The following is an 18,749-nucleotide window of genomic DNA, read 5'->3' as shown; positions in this document are numbered from 1 at the left end:
GTTGTAGTGGAACAGGTGTCGGTCATCGACCGGGTGCGGGGTGCGCTGCTCGGCGGTGCGGTGGGTGACGCGCTCGGACGGCCGCTCGAGTTTCTGCGACTGGAGCAGATCCGCAAGCGGTACGGCGCCAACGGCGTGACGGACTTCCTGCCGTCACGGCCGAAGGGTGCGCCGCGCCAGATCACCGACGACACCCAGATGACGTTGTTCACCGCGGAGGGACTGCTGCGTTCGGCGCCGGGGACGGATCCGGTGCCCGCCTTGCGCCGGGCGTATCTGCGCTGGTGGCACACGCAGCTGCGGAAGAAGCCCGGGGCAGAGCCCGACGGCTGGCTGGCCGGTCTGCCGTTTCTGTATGCGGTTCGCGCGCCGGGAAACGCATGCATGTCCGGCTTGCGCAGGCAAGCGCGGGAGTATCTTCCGCCACGTCCGCTCGGGGCGACCGGCCGCGTGAATCCGGACTCCAAGGGATGCGGCGCCGTCATGCGGTCCGCGCCGTTCGGGTTGATCGGCGCGGGACCTGATCGCGCGTTCACCATGGCCGCGAGGGCGGCGCAGCTCACCCACGGACATCCCACCGGATATCTCGCCGCGGGCGCCTTGGCGGCGCTGGTCGATCGCGTCGTGGACGGGACCGAGCTATCGCAGGCGGTGCGGCAGACCATCGCTCAGCTCACCGCGCTGCCCGCGGGTGCGGAAACGGCAGTGGCCCTGACCCGAGCCGTCGAGTTGTCCGGGCAGGCACCCGCCGCTGAACAGGTCGAGCAGGTCGGCGCCGGATGGGTCGCCGAGGAGTGCCTGTCCATCGCGGTCTATTGCGCTCTGTCCGCGGCCCGGACCGGCGATGTGCGCGCGGCGTTGCTGCTGGCGGTGAACCACTCCGGCGACTCCGATTCCACGGGCGCGGTGGCGGGCAACTTGATCGGAGCCGTTCACGGCCTTTCCGCGTTACCGATGGACTGGGCATGCGCGGTCGAGGGCCATGACGTGCTGGCGCAGGTCGCGGCGGACGACCTCGTCGACTCCCGCCTCGGCGCCCGGTCGGCACTCGGAGCCCGATACCCGATCGACGACGGCTCGTAGAACGGGCCGGGCTCGGGAAACGGAAAGAGCCCGGGTCCAAGTGGACCCGGGCTCTTTCCGTGCTCATGCCGTGCTCAGCCCTTCCGGCCCGGCGCTTTCGCGCCGGCTTTGAAGCCGAGACCGCCGGGCTTGGCGGTGGGCGGCGCGGCTTCGGGTGCACCGTTGCCGTTCGCGCCGTTGGACTGCTCCGGTTCGGCGGCGGGTTCGGGCTGCGCGGCGGAAGTTTCCGCGACGGGAGCCGGTTCGGCGGGAGCCGCGTCCTTCGGGGCAGCTGCCGACTTGCCGGGGGCCTTGGGACCGGGCCGCTTGAATCCGGACTTCATGGCCAGCCCCTTGGCGGGCACCGTCGGCTTGGTCTCGGTCGGGCCGGTTTCGGCCGTTTCCGTGACCGTTTCGGCCGACTTCGCCTCGGCCGGTTCCGCAGCCGCTTCGGCGGACGCTGCCTCGGCCGCAGGGGCGGACGCCGGCGCCTTGGCCGCGCCCTTCATGGCGAGACCACCGCCGGGCGCCTTCGCACCGCCCTTCATGCCCAGTCCCTTGACCGGCTTGGCCGCGGGAGCTTCGGTTGTGGACGCCTCGGCCGGGGCTTCGGCGGCGGGGGCCGCGGCGGCCTTGGCGCCGGGCGCTTTGGCTCCACCCTTCATGCCCAGGCCGCCGGGCGCCTTCGCCGGGCCCTTCATGGCGAGACCCTTGACCGGAGCGGCGGGAGCCGACGTGGCCTCGGTCTCCGCCGATTCGGCGGTGGGAGCCTTGGCGCCGGGCGCCTTGGCCGCACCCTTCATGCCCAGGCCGCCGGGCGCCTTCGCCGGGCCCTTCATGGCGAGGCCGCCACCACCGGGCGCCTTCGCCGGGCCCTTCATCGCCAGGCCGCCGCCGCTCGGCGCGGCCTTCGCCGGCGCGGGAGCCTCGGCGGCCGGGGCCGGTTCGGGCTCCGGTTCGGGCTCCGCCTCGGGCGCCTTCGGCTCCTGGACGACCGTCAGGTTCTCGGTCAGCACCGCGGGCTCGACGCGCTCGATGGCGTCCAGCATCAGCTGGGCGACGTCCACCACCTCGACGCCTTCGCCTTCGCCCTTCTCCTGACGCGCGGTGACGCCGTCGGTGAGCATCACGCGGCAGAACGGGCAACCGGTCGCGATCTTCGCCGGGGAGGTGGTCAGCGCCTCGTCCACGCGGTCGATGTTGACGCGCTTGCCGAGCTGCTCTTCCATCCACATCCGCGCGCCACCGGCGCCGCAGCACATGGACCGCTCGCCGTGCCGGGGCATCTCGACCAGATTCGAACCGGACGCGGCCATCAGCTCGCGCGGCGCGTTGTAGATCTTGTTGTGCCTGCCCAGGTAGCAGGGGTCGTGGTAGGTGACGTTCTGCGACACCGAGGCCACCGGGATCAGCTGCTTCTGCCGCACCAGGCGGTTGAGCAGCTGGGTGTGGTGCACGACCTCATAGGTGCCGCCGACCTGCGGGTACTCGTTGTTGAGCGCGTTGAAGCAGTGCGCACAGGTGACGACGATCTTCTTCTTGCGATCCTCGACGCCCTCGAACACCGAGTTCAGCAGCTCGATGTTCTGCTGGGCCAGCTGCTGGAACAGGAACTCGTTGCCCGCGCGGCGAGCGGAGTCACCGGTGCAGGTCTCCTCCGCGCCGAGCACCATGAACTTCACGCCCGCGGTGGCCAGCAACTCGGCGACCGCCTTGGTGGTCTTCTTGGCGCGGTCCTCGTAGGCGCCCGCGCAGCCGACCCAGAACAGGTACTCGTACCCGTCGAAGCTGTCGGCGTCCCGACCGAACACCGGGGTCTGGAAATCGAGCTCGTTGATCCAGTTCAGCCGGTCCTTGGCGTTCTGGCCCCAGGGGTTGCCCTTGTTCTCCAGGTTCTTGAACAGACCGGCGAGCTCGGAGGGGAACTCCGACTCGATCAGCACCTGGTAGCGGCGCATGTCGATGATGTGGTCGACGTGCTCGATGTCCACCGGGCACTGCTCGACGCACGCGCCGCAGGTGGTGCAGCTCCACAACACCTCGGGATCGATGATGCCGTTGACCTCCGCGCCGCCGACCAGCGGTCGCTCGGCCTCGGCCTTCGCCGCCTCGGAGATCTTGGCCAGCTTCGCCTCGTTCGGGTTGCCTTCCGCGTCGACCAGACCGACCTCGTCGCCACCCATGTCCTTGCGGCCGCCGGCCAGCAGGTAGGGGGCCTTCGCGTAGCCGTGGTCGCGCAGCGACATGATCAGCAGCTTGGGCGACAGCGGCTTGCCGGTGTTCCAGGCGGGGCACTGCGACTGGCAGCGGCCACACTCGGTGCAGGTGGTGAAGTCCAGCCAGCCCTTCCAGGAGAAGTCCTCGATGCGGCCTGCGCCGAAGGTGTCGGTGTCCGGGTCGGCGGTCTCCATGTCGACCGGCTTGCCCTTCGACATCATCGGCTTGGCCGGGCCCAGCGCGACGCCGCCGTCCTCTTCGCGCTTGAAGTAGATGTTCGGGAACGCCGAGAACCGGTGCCAGGCCACGCCCCAGGTGACGTTGCGACCGACGAAGTAGAGGAACGCCATTCCCGACATCAGCTTCACGAAGGCGAACAGCGCCACCATCGTGGTGTTCGCGGGCAGCAGCTTCGCCACCTGCATGGTGAAGAAGTCGGTGGCCGGGTCGGCGTGGCCGTAGGCGGCGATCTTGCCCGCCTTCACGAAGATCATGCCCAGGCCCTCGAGCAGCACGATCGCCTCGATGACGTAGGCCGGAGCGAACTTCGAACCGCTGAAGCGGGACAAGCGCTCGGGCAGGCGGGGGTGGTTGAGCTGGCGCAGGACGATCAGCGTCAGGATGCCGACCACGGTGCCGATGCCGAGGATCTCGTCCCACAGGTGGTAGACGGCCAGGTTGCCGATGATCGGCCAGTGGAAGGCCGGATCGAAGGTCTGCCCGTACGCCTCGAACCACAGCATGGCGCCGCCGATGAAGCCGATCATCACCAGCCAGTGCGCCCAGCCGACGGTGCGGAATTTGTTCATGCGCGTATGCGCGAGGAACTCCACGATCATCTGCTTGAAGCGCGGGAAGAAGGGCCGCCAACGGTCCGGCGCGGGCTGTCCGATCATGATGGCGCGGACGATATTGCGGACGCCGCCGATGAACGACGCCCAACACAGGAGGCTGAGCGCCGCCCCAATCGTGCCCAGCGTCACTGTCAGGGCATTCATGTCGCGACCTTTCTTTAGAGGCACCTCGACCGCGGCCGCATTCTGCTACCGCGTCGGTTGGCTCGTATCCTAACTGGCAGTAAGTTACCCGCCAGTAACAACCATGTCCATCGTACGATCGGCTTTTGGGCTATAGCCCCATATGCTGGGGCTTGACCCATTATTTACCTGTGATCAATGTCACAGTAATTTCGGCCGATCCCGCAGCTGGCCGGTTGTTCACCACCGTAAACGCCGAAGCATCCCGTCCAGTCGGTAAGGATTGGCTTAGTCCCCATGCCTGATAGGGGATCTCGCTTAAAACGCGCCGTTCTATTAGGCTCACGACGTTCTGATCACTGCGACCGTCTTCACACTGCTCGGGGAGGATCCGGAGCCGACCACCCGGATGTGCTGGATAGAGCTCTCGCGTGCTGAAGAGCAGCGGTGACGTACGACCTGATGATGGATTGGAAACTGAATGAAATTCCGCAGAACCACCGCGGCGGCCGCGATGGTCATCGGTGCGATGACCATTGGACTGGGAACCGCCCATGCCGATGCCGAACCGGCCGCTGACCCCATCCGGTACTCGGTCAAGCTGGTGGAGAAGACCGTCGTGACGACGCTCAAGGGGGGAACCTTCGAGCTGGCCAAGTCGTCCGAGGACGTCAAGGAAGACGACGTCTACCGGATCAAGGACTCCCAGGGCAACGCGGTCCTCACGCTGCCGATCGCCTTCAAGGTCGCCGACACCGTCGTTCCGGTGAAGCCGGTCGTGAAGGACGACAACACCGTCCTCGAGCTGACGCCCGAGCAGGGTGTGACCGTGCCCAAGGACAAGCCGGCCAACGCGGTCAACGTCGTCGCGCAGCCGATCGCCTCGCCGATCGAGAACCAGCGCGCACAGAACGAGTTCGCCAGCCAGTTCGGCATCGCGACCGCGGTGGGTGGCTTCCTCGGCACCGCCGTGGGCGTCATCGGCGGTGCGGTGATCGGCTGCATCCTCGGCCTGCCGTTCCTCGGCGTCGGCTGCATCCCGGCCGCGATCGCGGGCGCGGGCATCGGCGGCATCCTCGGCACCGTGGCGGTCGGTGGCCCCATGCTGGCCGTCGCGGGTATCGACCTGATCAACACCCTGCAGGCGCCGGAAGGCACCACGAAGTGGGCGGACAAGCCGAACTAGGCATTCGCCTGTTCGTTCGAATCATCGGCGGCCCGCTCTCCTCGGAGAGCGGGCCGCCGGTCGTTCACCCGGCCAGATCGAGCAGCCCGCGCACGACGACCTCACCCAGTTCCTCGCCCAGCCTGCCGAACGAGCGCTCGACCATCTCGAACGTCCCGTCCTCGCGAACGACCAGCACCGTGCTCGCCCTGGTGCCGTGCACGGTGTGCGCGACGAACCTGGCGGAGAGCGCCCGCTCCAGTTCGTGCGGCACGCCGGTCCGCGGCAGGAGATCGTCGGGGGCCTCGGTGCGGTCGGCCAACACCTCGAAGTAGCGGTCCACCGCACCGGGCTCGGTGTGCACCACATCGCGCAACTCGGTCACGCCCGCCCGTATCTTGGGCCAGACGGGCTGTGGCGCCGTCAGATCCGGTACGACCGGGTTCGGAACCGCGGAGGTGACGAACGTGCCGTTGGAGAGGCCGTGGAAGCCCGGAGCGAGTTCGCGCGGCTCCGCTGCGCTGCGATTGGAATGCCACCACAGCGTGCGCAGGTCGGAGACCACCAGGTTGTAGCCGTTGTAGTCGTCCGGAGCGGCGGCGACGTCGAGGACGTATTTCTCCGGCCCGGGGGATTCGCCCGCCGCACCGCGGTCGGAGGCGCCGCGCAGGAAGTCCATCAGCAGCGCGCCCCGGGAACGGGCGTCGAGGCGTAGATCGGCGGGATTGCGCACGTTCGTGACGGCGGCGAAGCGATTGTCGCCGTGGGGCTGAGTGCTCAGGCCCAGCCACGTCCCGGGAGGCTCACCGTGGGCCCGGCCCGGGGCTCCGGTGTCGCGTCCGGCGAGCAGGCCGGGCGCCTCGGGCCACCAGCGCATGGACTCGGTCGGCCGAGTGTAGAACTCGTCTCGGTTGGCGGCCACGATCAACCGGTATTCCGGGTGCGCGCGCCAGCCGATCAACACCAAACACATGCGGTCCAGGATGCCGGACCGCCGCCGCACCCCATGCGGGGTTTCCGGCGCAGGGGGCCGCGTAAGGGCAGTGGAAAGCCCCTGAGACGGCGAAAAGGCCGACAGCTCGACGCTGCCGGCCTTTCCTCGTTCCTGCTGTCAGTTGGTGCGCACGCGCAGCCCCGGGTTGTCGGAGAGCACCACGTGCACCGGCTGCGCGAACAGCTGCGGCACGTTGCCGGTAAGGGCGCCGATGAGATTCGGGATCTCGCAGATCGGGTAGTCCGCCACCGACGACGCGCTGGAGATGCCGAGCGCCAGGCGGCCGGTCACGATCGGACCGCCGCTGTCGCCGGGCAGCGCGCAGATGTTGGCCGAGAAGCTCTGGGTGAGTTCCCGGTCGCCGACCTGCACCGTCTGGTCGACGGCGTTGACCACACCGCAGCTGAAGCCGGTGCGCGCACCGGACTTGCAGACCGGCGCGCCGACGACCGGGGTCGCCACGCCGTCGACCGGGATCGGAGCCGCGCCGGGCGCGCGGACGCCGTTGTTCGCGAAACGGTCCTTGGCCTGGTCGTTGACCCGAATGATCGAGTAGTCCTGCTCGCCGAGCACCGACTTCTGGAAGACGCCTAGCTGCGCGCCGAGGCGGTCGCCGTTCATCTCGTACACGCCCGCGGCGTTGCCGCTGCCCGCGGAGGGGATGTCGGGGTTGCAGTGGCCCGCGGTGATGTTCACCGTATTGCCGTTGCGGTCGGTGCCGTTGAAGCCGAGCGAGCAGCGCAGCGAGCTGCGTCCGGCGACCGAGGCGTAGCCGTCGCCGCCCGCGAGCGCCCCGCGCGCCTCTCCGGCGATCTCACCGGCCTGCACGGGGCCCTGCTCGCCCGCCACCGGCGGGGCCATCACGATGACGCGCGCCGGGTCGATGAAGTTCGGCATCGGCAGACCCGCCTGGTCCACGCGCACGGCGATCGCGTTGTTCACGGTGTCCACCACCGCGCCGCGCACCAGCGACCGCACCGCCTCCGGCTGGCCCTCCAGCCAGCGCTCGAACGCACTCTTCTCGCCACGCAGCGCCGCTTCGCTCTTGGCGACGTTGCGGACCTCGAAACCGGCCGACTCGGCGGCCTTCTTCGCCTCGTCTGCGCCGGGACCCTGCGCCAGCGCCACGACCGCCTTGCCCGCGTCGTCCAGCCAGGAGCCGGCGAACACGGCCGGGTACTGCCGCTGGGCGGTGGTGGCGAACGCGGCCACCTGCTGCGCCACCTCCGCGCGGTGCAGGTACTCGTCGGGCGAGATCTTCAGATCGCGGGTCACCGCGGCGACCAGTTCGGCGGGCAGGCCGGGACCCTGGTCGGGCTGAGCTGTCGCTACTGCCGCCGTGGGCCCGAACAGCAGTATCGCCGCCGAGGCGGCGATCACTGTCTTTCGGATTACGGTCTGTCGCGCAGTCGAGCGGGGAGGTCCTATACGTGGCAGGAGCATGAGCAGACTATATGGGGTTTGACGCGGTATGCCTACTCATCTCGTGCTTCTCGATTCCGGCATAGCCCCGCGACCGGGGATATGTGGGATGCCACAGATTTCGGGCTCGCGCTCAGCTCGCGTTCGGCCGCGTGCGCACGGCGATTCCGCTGCCGATTCCGCCGCCGGAAGAGGCGTCGATGTCGGCCAGGATGGCCCGGATCGGGATGCCGAGCGAAGCGGTGCCGCCGTACTGCGCGAGCGCGATGTTGGCCTCGTTGCAGTTCGGCGCGTCCGCGGCGTTGGAACCGCTGGTGATGCCCAGCGCCAGGGTGCCGGACACGATCGCGCCGCCGCTGTCACCGCCCAGGGTGCAGGCCGAGCTGGCGAACCCGCGCACGGTCTTGCTCTCGCCCTCGGCCGTGTAGAGCTGCGTCTCCACCCGGTCGGCCACGACGAAGCCGCAGGTGAAAGTGGAGGACTGGCCCGACTTGCAGACCGGGGCGCCGGTGATCGGGTCGGCGGTGCCGGTGATCGCGAGCGTGGTGCCGTTGGCGCCGCGCACCGAGGGCTGGTCCATGCCCGCCCGCACCGCGCGCTCGTTCAGCTTGATCACCGAGTAGTCCAGCGCGGATTGTCCGCCCAGCGAGGCGCGCACGAACGTGCCGAGTTCGGGGCTGGCCGGGATGTCGCGGACGTTCGGCAGGTACACGCCGGCTTCCTGGTTGCCCTTGCCCAGGTTCGGATCACAGTGGCCCGCACTGATGTTCAGCGCGTTGCCGGACGCGTCGATGCTGTTGAACCCGAACGAGCACACGTCGACCGCGCGCAGCGACGAGTCGGCGAGCGAACCGGGAGCGCTGATGTAGGTGTCACCGCCCATCGGCCTGCGCTCGACCGGGCCGCCGCTGTTCGGCGACAGGATGACCTTGATGTTCGCCAGCAGGGTGGGCAGGTTGAGCATGTGACCCGCGGGCGTGTTGGCGACGCTGAGCACCAGCTGGCTGTTCAGGAAGTCGATGGCCACGGAGTTGATCGCCTGCGAGATCTCCCGCGGTAGTCCGGTGATCCACTGGTTGAGCTGCACCAGCGAGCTCTCCAGGCTGTCCGCGGACACCGGGGCCAGCCGGGTCTGGTAGCCGTCGGCCGCGGCGATCTTGGCGGCGTCCAGTGACGTCACCGCCATGACGGGCTTGCCGTCGGCGCCGATCCAGGCGCCCGCGAAGGAATCCGGTCGCTCCGAACGGAAATCGCGCGCGTAGTCGCGCAACTGCTGGGCGCGCGCGGCGCGGTCCAGGTACTCCGTGGGGGTCATCTTCAGATCACGCGCGATGGCCTGCACGAGTTCCGGGGGGAGATTGTCCGCCGCGAGCTGCGCCGGGGCTTCGGGAACCGCCGAGGCGGTGGTCGTGCCGAACAAGGGAGCCAGGAGAACGGTCGATGCGATGGCGACAGCCTTGACCGCGGCGCGACGCGCCACCAACTTGCGCATGAAGTCCCTTCGTCGGCACGCACGTGCCAGCTAAATCCGTGGCCACGGGCAGAATCCGTTGGCGCACAGCCTTCGTCCAGCAACCGACCGGTGTGGGAATTCATCCGACAACACGGTCAGCGCAACACTCTAAGCCACAAACCCGGATAGGACGCTACTAATCACCGACTACCCGGTATTCCCATGCCGGGGATGGTGGGGATCTGCGGCAGCTGCTGCCCGAACGGGTTGGTGGTGGGCGTGGGGGTCCGCGTGGTCGAGGTACGAGTGGTGGTGGTCGGCGTCGTCGTCGGCGGCTCGGTGGTGGGGGGCGGCGTCGTGGTGGTCGGCTCCGGCGTCGTCGTCTCGGTGATCACCACCGGCGGTTCGGGCGGCTCGGTGGTGGTGGGCGTCATCGAGGTGGCGAGCGGCGGGGGCGGGGCCGGGCTGACCGACGTCGGCTCGGACTTGGCGTCGGGCAACGGCGGCACCGGTGTCTCGCCGCCGTCGCGGAAGAGCAAGGCCACCACGATGCCGCCGAGCACCAGCCCGACCACCGCCGCGCCCGCGATCAGCAGCGGGATGCGTTTCGATTCCTTCGCGGGAACCGCTGCCTGCGCCGGTTTCTCGGGTTCCGGCTCGGATTCGGCCACCAGGGTCGGCTCCGAGATCGGGATGGCCGCCGAATACGCCTGCGGTAGCGCGTCGGCGGCGGGCACGGCCGGGATGACGATGGTGTCCACCGTCGAGTTCTCCGCGGTGGACGGGTCCGGCGGGGTGGCCCCGGCCGGGGTGGCGAGCACGGCGGCGAGTGCCCCTCGGGCCGCGTCGTGGGCGAAGGACCTACCGTCGGCTCCGGTCTCGGCGCTGGGCAGCTCACCCTCGCTGACCAGCAGCACCGAGCGCAGACCCAGGTAGTCCAAGGCGTCACGCAGCGAACGCACATACTCGGCGGGCCAGTGCGCCGGATGGGTCGCATAGAACTCGGCCGCACCGCTGAGATGTTCGGCGGCCAGGTTGATCAGGCAGAACAGGGCGGTCGCGACGAGGTCCTCGGCGCGATACGCCTCCCCGTCGTCGACCGGGATGCCCGCCGGGTCGCCCACCGCGGACACGAAGCCGCCGATCGAGTGCGAGTCGCCCGTGGGCGGGGGACCGCCCAGCTCGGCGTCACCATCGTCGGACATGTGCAGAACCGACTCACGGACGATGTACCGCGGCTCCTCGTCACCGTCGGTGACGATGACCGCCGTGCACTCGTCGTCGGCGACGCGCAGGCCAACCCCAGTGGCCATCTCACCTACCTCGCTTCGGCGTTCCCGCTGACGGAACCGCACCCGGTCACACCAGAAGCGAACCGTGTCCCATGGCGCGGAGCATCGACAATAACTCCGAACGGGACCGGGCACCGACCCGGCGTCGGATGCGCGCGACGTGATGCTCGACTGTCTTCGCCGAAATGTACAGGCGCGCACCGATCTCGCGGTAGGTGAGCCCGAGCAGAACCAGCTCGGCCACTTCGCGCTCCCGTTCGCTGAGGATCGCGGCCTGCGGCGGCGTGGGCGGCGGAGCGTCGCCGTTGTGCGTCACCGGTGCGGCGGGCCGAGCCTGCGCCTCCTGGGGACGGGCGTCGGCGCGGACCGTGCGGGCCAGTTTCAGCAGTGCGGTGGCCGTGGCGGAGTCGGCCGCCGCGAGCGCCGCCTCGCTGGCCAGCCGGGCGCCGTCCCAGATCATGCCGATCTCGGTGAGCGCAGCGACGGCCGCGTGCACCGGTGCGGTGGCCACTTGGCCGCGCAGCACCAGCACCCAGGTGCGGCCCGCGTCGGCGAGTACCGCGGCGTGCCGGTCGCCCGCCTCCGCCGCGGTTTTCAACGCGTGCGCGTGCGGCAACAGGTCCTCGGGGCTCTCGTGCGCGATCGCGGCCTGCACGCCGTACCAGTGGAAGGCGTTGGACCAGGCGGGCGGATCGTTCAGGCGGCGCAGCAGCGCGAGTGCGGCGTCCACCAAGGGCGCGATCCGGCGTTCGTCGCGCATCCGGATGGCCGCCAACCACAGCTCACCGATCGGCAACAGCGCCAGCAGGTCGGCCTGCACGTCGTCGAACAGCGGATACGCGGCCTGCCACGCGCGGGCGAGCGCGGTGTGGTCACCGCTGCGCCGCGCGAGACCCACCGCGACGCCGTGCGCCAGCAGCCGATCGCGCACATCGAGCCGGTCGTGGTCGAGCGCGGCCACCGTGGCCGCGGCGGCGCGCTCGTCGCCGCCGAGCATCGCCGTCCAGGCCGCGAGCACGTCGAGCTGATGGCAGCGCAGCCCGCTGGCGGTGGCGCGGCGCAGCGCGTCCTGGGCCCGGCGGGGCTCGCCGGTGCCGAGCGAGAGCAGAGTGGCGATGGAGGCCGCCGTGCAGGGCAGGAAGCGGTCCACGCCCGCGTCCGCGTGGGCCGCCTGGACCAGCGCCGACACCGCGGCCGCGGTGTTGTTGCCCGGTTCGATGGTGTCCGCGAGCGCGGTCGCGATCAGCCGGGCGTGCGCACCGGCTTCGGTGGGCGGCCATTTCGTGGCCGAGGACGACATCTCCCTGGCGCCCGGCACGTCACCGGCCAGGCACAACACCGTCGCGCCGACCGCCCAATCCGGTCCGACCCGATGTCCGCCGAGCCAGGTGTACAGCTGCGCCGCGCGGCCGACCAGGCCCCGGCGGGTGAGCACCGCCGCGCAGATCCGCACCGCCGTCGCGAGCTCCGTGCCGGTGCTGCCCGACCGCGCCAGCATCGGCTCGGCCAGCCGCATGGCCGTGTCGCCGTCGCCGGTCCGCGCGGCGGCCTCGGCCCAGCGCAGCGCGATCAGATCGAGTTCGGCCCCCGCGGCCGCCGCGGCGGCGTAGTAGCGGACCGCCTCACGGCCGGCTTGGCCCGCCGCGTCGACGAGGAAGTCGGCCAGACGCGGATCGCGGACCCCGGATTCGGCCAGTTGCAGCGCCGTGCGGTCGCGCAGCAGGCCCGCCTCCAGGCGAGCGCCGAGCAACCGGCGTTCGACCGCGACGAACCTGCGGTCGCCGAGCAGCGTGCGCAGGGGGGCGACGGCGGGTTCCAGCAGCAGGTCCGCGTCGGTCACCAGAGCGCTGGCCCTGGCGCGGTCGATGAGATCCTGCGCGACGGACTGCTCCACGCCGAGCACCTCGGTGAGCTCGCTGGAATCCAGGCCCGTGCCCGTGGTGGCGACCACCAAGGTCTCCAGCAGGTCGGGTTCGAGGTTGTCCAGCAACCCGCGAGCCCACGAGGCGACGGCCGTGTCGACGGCGGTGATGCCCGCGTCCAGACGCGCCGAGCACGCGGCCGTCAGCGCCGCCACCACGCCGCCGCGGATACCAGCCGTCTGCACGTGGATGTGCTGAGCGACCTGGCGCGGCACCATCATGCCCAGCTCCCGGGCGAACGGCGCCATGTCCGCGACGCCGAGCGGGCGCAGATCCACGACGCGCCCGCGCCGGGCGATCGCGTCGGCGAGCATCCGCAACCGCGGATCGTGCGGGCGCGGCTGCGTGGCGACCACCATCGTGCGATGCCCGGATTCCACTGCGGCGCAGAGGTATTCGAGATCGATGGGGCCGAGCGTGTGGGCGTTGTCGATGATCAGGGCCGGGCGGGCGGTATCGGTGGTGACGCCTGCCGTGCCGCTGCCCTGCGCTCGGGTCACCGGGTGCGAGCCGTTGCGCGCGTGGGCATGCTGGAGAGTGGCGATGTCGTCCTGCAGCGAGACGCCGCGGGCACGCAGACGGGCGCGGATCTCCGCGAGCAGCGTCGATTTGCCGGTCTGCGATCGGCCGCGGATCAGATAGACCACCGGCTGGTCGTCGGCGGAATCCAGATCGCGGAAGATGTCGCGAGCGCAGGGGAGTGTGTCGAAGGCGGTATCAGCCACCGGAGCCTCCCAGGATTTCTCCGGGAGCGCGCAGCACCGTGCCGAGGGTGTCGCCCAGCACGCCGGTCGGCAGGCTCGGCGCGGTCGGCGGCGTCGGCCGGGGCTGCTGCTGGGTGGGGGCGGGCGGGTTGGTCGGCGCGGGGGCGGGGGCCGGGGGAGGCTGCTGGGATTGCGGCTGGGGCGCGGGCTGCTGTGCCGGGGCGTCCGCGGGCGCGGGAGCGGGCTGATCGGGGTTCTGCTCGCTGTTCACCACGGCCACGGTGCTGTTCTGTGCCGCGGACGACGGCGAACCGGCTCCTGGCGCCTCGGTTTTCGGTCGCCCGGTGGCGGACGCGGAATCCGTGGCGGCGACAGCGGACGGTGCGGACGGGTCCCCCGCATGCGCTCCCGTCGTCCCGGCGACCTGCACGGCGCCGGTGCTGGACTGGTCGGTCGAGGCAGGCGAGGTCGAACCGGACTGGATGCCGGTGCCGATGGCGAGCGTGCCGGTGGCCAGCACGCCGATGGCGGCCGCGACACCCGCCACCACCGCGATGCGCTGCCTGCCGGTCAGTGCCCGCCTGCGCGGAGCGGGCTCCTCGGGCAACGCCGCGAGTCCGGCCGAGGGGAGCGCCCGGGGCTGCGGCACGGTCTCGTCCTCGGCCACCGGATCGACCACCGAGGGGAGCTGGTCGGTCTCGGCGGCGAGCAGATCTGCGGCCAGCAGCGCCGCTCCGCGGGCCGTGGTGTGCTCGGGGTCGGGAGCCGCCACCACGGGCAATCCGAACTCGGAGGAGATGAGTTCGGCGACCAGGGGGATGGCGCCGCCGCCTCCGGTGAGCAGGACGCGGCCGACGTCGCCGATGTCCAGCCCGGCCCGGTGCACCGCGTCGTGGATCAGGTTCATCGCACTCGACAGCGGTCCGCGCAGCAGGTCTTCCAACTCGCCGCGCACCAGCCGCACGGTGCTGCCGTGCGGATCCGCGGGGTCCACCCGGACCGGAACGACCGTCGCGGTATTTATGGAAAGCTCTTCTTTCGCTTTTCTGCAGCGTTCTCGCAAAGCCGATAATTCGCGTTCCACCACCGGATCGAACGGATCGAAATCCGCGGCGAGCACCGCATTTGCCAGGACATAGCGCATGGTCAGCAGATCGAATTCCGCGCCGGCCACGTCGGTGCTGCGCAGCGGCGTGCCCAGCAGGCTGGCATGCTCGCCGGTGCGGACCACCGAAACGGTCGACCCAGATGCCCCGAGATCGAGGACGATCACCGCCCCGTCGTCGCTCCGGCCGTGCGCGGCGTCGAGCCAGCGGATCGCCGCGGTCGGCTCCGGAACCAGCGTGACCTCGCCGAGTCCGGCCCGTTCGAGTGCGTCGCGCTGGATGTCGACGGTGTGCCGCGACCACCAGGCCGGATGACAGGCGACCATCGCCTGGACACCGCTTCGCCCCGTCTCCGCGGCGATCTCGTCGACCAGGCATCCGATCGCGGTGGCCACCAGGTCGGGCGCCGAATACGAGGAACCGTCCTCGGCGAGCATGCCGACCGGGTCGCCGACCCTGGCGAGGAAGCCCTCCAGCATCACGTCGCTGGAATGTCGGCCGGTGGAGCGAGCGCCCGCGCCGAGCGTGGGCGCCATGTCCGGCGAGAGCCGTAGCACGCTCGGATGCGAGCGTAGAAATCCGCCGCCGGAGGGGCTGAGGCCGTCGTCGCCCTCTTCCGTTGCCGCCACGGCGACCGAATTCGACGCCCCGACAGTGATGCCGAGCGCCAGGCGCTGTGTCATTCGAGAACCCCGTTCGAGAAAACTGTCTGGTCCGGTGTCGCTGCTGTGTCCGAGCTGGTGCGCTGGGCGGTGTAGTTGCCGACGCAACCGTTCTGTCGGTTGCTGGCCATCAGCCGTTACCTCGTTAGGGGATCGTTTAGGGAAATTCCCCTAATTCCGCTCCCACCCCTATCGGGTGCCCTCGGCCGGTCATAGGGGTTCGCCCCGTTTCGGCGTAACGCGATGCGCTCCTAGCGTGATTTGCATTCCAACGACTGCGGATCAGCGAGGTCCGCCGGGACTCAGGAGACGATTCTCATGACACCCAACGCGATTCTGGAGTTCATCCTCGATCTGCTGCGGAACCACGAGGCCGCGGTCGCTTACTGCGCCAACCCGACCCAGGCGCTGGCCGCCGCGGGCCTGAGCGCGGTGACGCCGGAGGACATCGCCCTCTGCGCCCCGATGGTCGCGGAGTCGGCGCTGGTGACCGGCGGCTCCCAGTTGCAGTCCATCGTCGCGGCGGGCGCGCAGACCGGTGCGGCCGCCGCGGTCGGCGCGGCGAGCACCGTGGGCGCGGCGGCGGTGGCGGACGCCGGCGTCGACTTGGGCGCGGATCTGGGCGTCGATCTGGGCGCGGGTGGCGGGGTCGACGTCGACCTGGGTGTCGGCACGGGCGTCGACGTGGGCGCGGGCCTGAACACCGCGATCGAAACCGGGCTGGAGATCGGCGCGGGCCTGGGCGCGGGGCTGGCCACCGGCCTCGACACCGTGGTCGACGCGGGCGCCGACCTCTCCGCCGCCGTGGGCGGCCTGCTCGGCGCGGGCGCTCAGGTGATCAGCGGCATCGGCGCGGGCCTCGATCTCGATGCCGAAGGCGTGGGAGACATCGCCGCCGGACTCGAGACCGGACTGTCTACCGGTATCGGCGCGGGCGCGGGTCTCGGCGCGGGCTTGGAAGGTGCGGTGGACGCGACGACCGGCATGGGTGCCGGGCTGGAGGGCGCGGTGAACGGGGCGGCGGACCTCGGCGCCGGAGTCGGTGCGGGACTGCAGGGCGCGGTCGACGCCGCAACCGGACTGACCTCGGGACTCGACGCGGCGTTGGGCGCCGGTGCGCAGGCGGGTGCTGGTCTCGGCGCGGGCCTCGGGGGTGCCGTGGACGCGACGACCGGCCTCGGCGCAGGCTTGGAAACCGCCATCGGCGGTGCCGCGGACATCACCACGGGTCTCGGCGCGGGTTTGGAAGGGGCCGTGCAGGGTGCCACCGACATTTCCGCAGGATTGAACGCAGGTCTCGAAGGTGGTCTGGGTGCGGCGACGGATGTCACCGCAGGCCTTGGCGGAGGGGTCGGCGCGGGTCTGGAAGGCGCTGTTGAGGCGACGACCGGCCTGGGTGCGGGTCTCGGTGCGGGTCTGGATGGGGCAGTGGATGCGGCGGCCGGGCTCGGTGCCGGTCTGGAGGGTGCTGTCGATGCGACGACCGGTTTGACGACCGGGCTCGGCGCAGGACTCGGTGGTGCCGTGGGTGGCGCGGCGGATGCCTCTGCCGCTCTGGGTACGGGTTTCGAAAGCGCGATCGGCGGGGCGGCGGACCTGGGCGCCGGTGTGGGTGCGGGTCTGGAGGGCGGTCTGGGCGCGGCGACGGATATCACCGCGGGTCTGGGCGCGGGCCTGGAGGGCGCTGTCGATACGACGACCGGTCTTGGCGCGGGTCTCGAGGGTGCGGTTGGTGGCGCGGCGGACGTCACCACGGGTCTTGGTGCCGGGCTGGATGGAGCCGCAGGTGCGGCGACCGATCTGAGTGCGGGGCTCGATGGGGCAGTGGATGCTGCGGCCGGTCTTGGCGCGGGTCTCGAGGGTGATGTCACCACGGGCTTGGGCGCGGGTCTGGAGGGTGCTGTCGATGCGACGACCGGTTTGACGACCGGGCTCGGCGCAGGACTCGGTGGCGCCGTGGGTGGTGCGGCGGATGCCTCTGCCGGTCTGGGTGCGGGTTTCGAAAGCGCGATCGGCGGGGTGGCGGATCTCGGCACCGGTATGGGTGGTGCGGTGGATGTCACCACTGGTCTTGGGGGCGCTGTCGATGCGACGACCGGTCTGGGTGCGAACCTCGGAGGTGCTGTGGGGGGTGCTTCCGGTGCGGCGACCGATTTGGGCGCGGGGCTCGGCGCGAGTGTCGGCGGCGCTCTGCAGGGTGCCGTCGACGCGGCCGGTGGTTCGAATGCGGGTATCGATGTGGCGCTGGGCGCGGGCGGCGCGGCTGGTGCCGGGCTCGGCGCGGCAGTGGATGCTGCGGCCGGGCTCGGTGCGGGTCTGAATGGTGCGGCTGATGTCACTACGGGCCTGGGCGCGGGTCTGGAGGGTGCCGTCGATGCGTCGACCGGATTCGGTGCAGGGCTCGAAGGCGCGGTCGACGCGACGACCGGTCTGGGTGCGGGTCTCGGCGGTGCTGCGGGTGCGGCGGCCGATCTCGCGGGTGGCGCCGGCGCGGGTCTGGAGGGCGCGCTGAACGGAGCCGGTGAGGTGACCACCGGTCTGGGTGCGCAGGCGGGTGCCGGGCTCGGCGCGGGAGTGTCCACCGGACTGCATGGAGCGGCCGACGCGGGCGCGCAGATCGGATCCGGTCTGGAGGCCGGGCTGGGCGGAGCGCTCGAGGCCACCGGCCAGGCGGCGACCGGCCTCACGGGCGGAATCGACACCGCCGCACAAGGTTCCGGCAACCTCGCCGCCGGACTCGGAAGCAATTTCTCTTCGGCCATCGGCGGAGCGGGCAACGTGGGGACGCAAGCGACGGCGGGCCTGGAGACCGGGCTCGCCACGGGTCTCGGCGCGGCCGTGAGCACCGGAGCGGAACTCGGCGGCGGTCTGGACAGCTCGCTGAACACCGGCGGGCAGGCCGGCGCGGGTCTGGAGTCGGGGCTCGGCGGGGTGTTCGATGCCGGGGTCCAGGGTGCGACCGGCTTGGAGACGGGCTTGTCCACCGGTCTCGGCGGTGGTCTGTCCGGCGGTTTGGACGGCGCGGCGCAGGCCGGTACCGGGCTCACCGGCGCCCTCGATGCCGGCGCGCAGGCGGGCGCGGGCCTGTCGGGCGGGCTCGATGCGGGTGCCCAGGCAGGCGCCGGACTCGGCTCCGGCCTTTCCGCCGGAATCGACAGCGCGGGCCATGCCGGTGCGGGTTTGGAGTCGGGTCTGTCGACGGGTCTTGGTGCGGCGGGCAGTGCGGGTGCGGGTTTGGAGTCGGGTCTGTCGACGGGTCTTGGTGCGGCGGGCAGTGCGGGTGCGGGTTTGGAGTCGGGTCTGTCGACGGGTCTTGGTGCCGCGGGCAGTGCGGGTGGGGGCCTGCCGAGCGGTCTGGAAGGCACGTCGAGCGCGGGCGCGCATCTCGGTTCCGGCCTGGACAGCGGCATCGGGTCGCACGCGACCTCCGGCCTGTCCTCGGGTCTCGACGCGACGGCCGGCCTCGGCGGCGCGGCGCAGTCGACCGTCGGCGGCGCGGCGGACGCGGGCGCCGGACTGGCGGGTTCGGCGAGCGGGACGGCGCACGGCGCGGTGGACACCGGCGCCGGCCTCGGCGGCAGCGTCGGCTCGACCGCGCATACCTGGTCCTCGCTGGACGTGTCGAGCGCCTTCGGCTCGGGCCTGGACAGCAGCGGTCAGACCGATGCGGGCCTGTTCGGCGAGAGCCACGCGAGCACGGAGTTCAGCGGTTCCGCGGGTGCCGATCCGGGTGGCGATACATTCCTGCACTGACAGTTGCCCGGTAATACGGA

Annotated in this window: 10 protein-coding genes; 3 read left to right on the top strand and 7 right to left on the bottom strand. The window is 71.0% G+C overall.

Annotated elements, in window-relative coordinates; all coding sequences use genetic code 11:
- The first annotated feature begins 6 nt into the window (after nucleotides 1-6).
- The gene (locus GVY64_RS25045) at nucleotides 7-1,083 is read left to right on the top strand and encodes an ADP-ribosylglycohydrolase family protein (RefSeq protein WP_236567156.1); all 1,077 of its coding nucleotides are present in this window, start codon (nucleotides 7-9) and stop codon (nucleotides 1,081-1,083) included.
- Nucleotides 1,084-1,157: 74 nt separating this feature from the next.
- On the opposite strand, the gene GVY64_RS25040 is transcribed toward GVY64_RS25045, so the two are convergent.
- Nucleotides 1,158-4,277, bottom strand: a complete 3,120-nt coding sequence (locus tag GVY64_RS25040) for a (Fe-S)-binding protein (protein WP_159846098.1) — start codon at nucleotides 4,275-4,277, stop codon at nucleotides 1,158-1,160.
- Nucleotides 4,278-4,737: 460 nt separating this feature from the next.
- On the opposite strand from GVY64_RS25040, the gene GVY64_RS25035 reads away from it, so the two are divergent.
- Nucleotides 4,738-5,442, top strand: a complete 705-nt coding sequence (locus tag GVY64_RS25035) for a hypothetical protein (protein WP_159846095.1) — start codon at nucleotides 4,738-4,740, stop codon at nucleotides 5,440-5,442.
- Between the two features lie 64 nt (nucleotides 5,443-5,506).
- Here the strand turns inward: GVY64_RS25035 and GVY64_RS25030 are convergent, their stop codons facing one another.
- The 6 genes from GVY64_RS25030 to GVY64_RS25005 all read right to left on the bottom strand — a co-directional run bounded on the left by GVY64_RS25030 (nucleotide 5,507) and on the right by GVY64_RS25005 (nucleotide 14,997).
- Complete coding sequence (locus GVY64_RS25030; RefSeq protein WP_159846092.1) at nucleotides 5,507-6,394, bottom strand: NRDE family protein; 888 nt, start codon at nucleotides 6,392-6,394, stop codon at nucleotides 5,507-5,509.
- A 138-nt stretch (nucleotides 6,395-6,532) separates the two neighbouring features.
- Nucleotides 6,533-7,858: a S1 family peptidase gene (locus GVY64_RS25025; RefSeq protein ID WP_159846089.1), complete on the bottom strand. Its 1,326-nt coding sequence runs from the start codon at nucleotides 7,856-7,858 to the stop codon at nucleotides 6,533-6,535.
- A 112-nt stretch (nucleotides 7,859-7,970) separates the two neighbouring features.
- The gene (locus GVY64_RS25020) at nucleotides 7,971-9,329 is read right to left on the bottom strand and encodes a S1 family peptidase (RefSeq protein WP_159846086.1); all 1,359 of its coding nucleotides are present in this window, start codon (nucleotides 9,327-9,329) and stop codon (nucleotides 7,971-7,973) included.
- Nucleotides 9,330-9,490: 161 nt separating this feature from the next.
- A complete protein-coding gene (locus tag GVY64_RS25015) occupies nucleotides 9,491-10,603 on the bottom strand; it encodes a hypothetical protein (RefSeq protein WP_159846083.1) in 1,113 nt (370 codons plus the stop codon).
- A 46-nt stretch (nucleotides 10,604-10,649) separates the two neighbouring features.
- Entirely contained in the window at nucleotides 10,650-13,229 is a 2,580-nt protein-coding gene (locus GVY64_RS25010) for a LuxR C-terminal-related transcriptional regulator (protein ID WP_159846080.1), read from the bottom strand.
- Nucleotides 13,222-14,997: an Hsp70 family protein gene (locus tag GVY64_RS25005; protein ID WP_159846077.1), complete on the bottom strand. Its 1,776-nt coding sequence runs from the start codon at nucleotides 14,995-14,997 to the stop codon at nucleotides 13,222-13,224. Before GVY64_RS25005 ends, GVY64_RS25010 begins: the two co-directional genes overlap by 8 nt.
- Nucleotides 14,998-15,294: 297 nt before the next feature.
- Between GVY64_RS25005 and GVY64_RS25000 the strand changes: the two genes are divergently transcribed.
- Nucleotides 15,295-18,729: a beta strand repeat-containing protein gene (locus GVY64_RS25000; protein ID WP_159846074.1), complete on the top strand. Its 3,435-nt coding sequence runs from the start codon at nucleotides 15,295-15,297 to the stop codon at nucleotides 18,727-18,729.
- Nucleotides 18,730-18,749: the final 20 nt, after the last annotated feature.

The organism is Nocardia sp. CY41 (assembly GCF_009829325.1).
Taxonomy (GTDB): domain Bacteria; phylum Actinomycetota; class Actinomycetes; order Mycobacteriales; family Mycobacteriaceae; genus Nocardia.
This window is presented reverse-complemented; position numbering and strand designations above follow the sequence as displayed.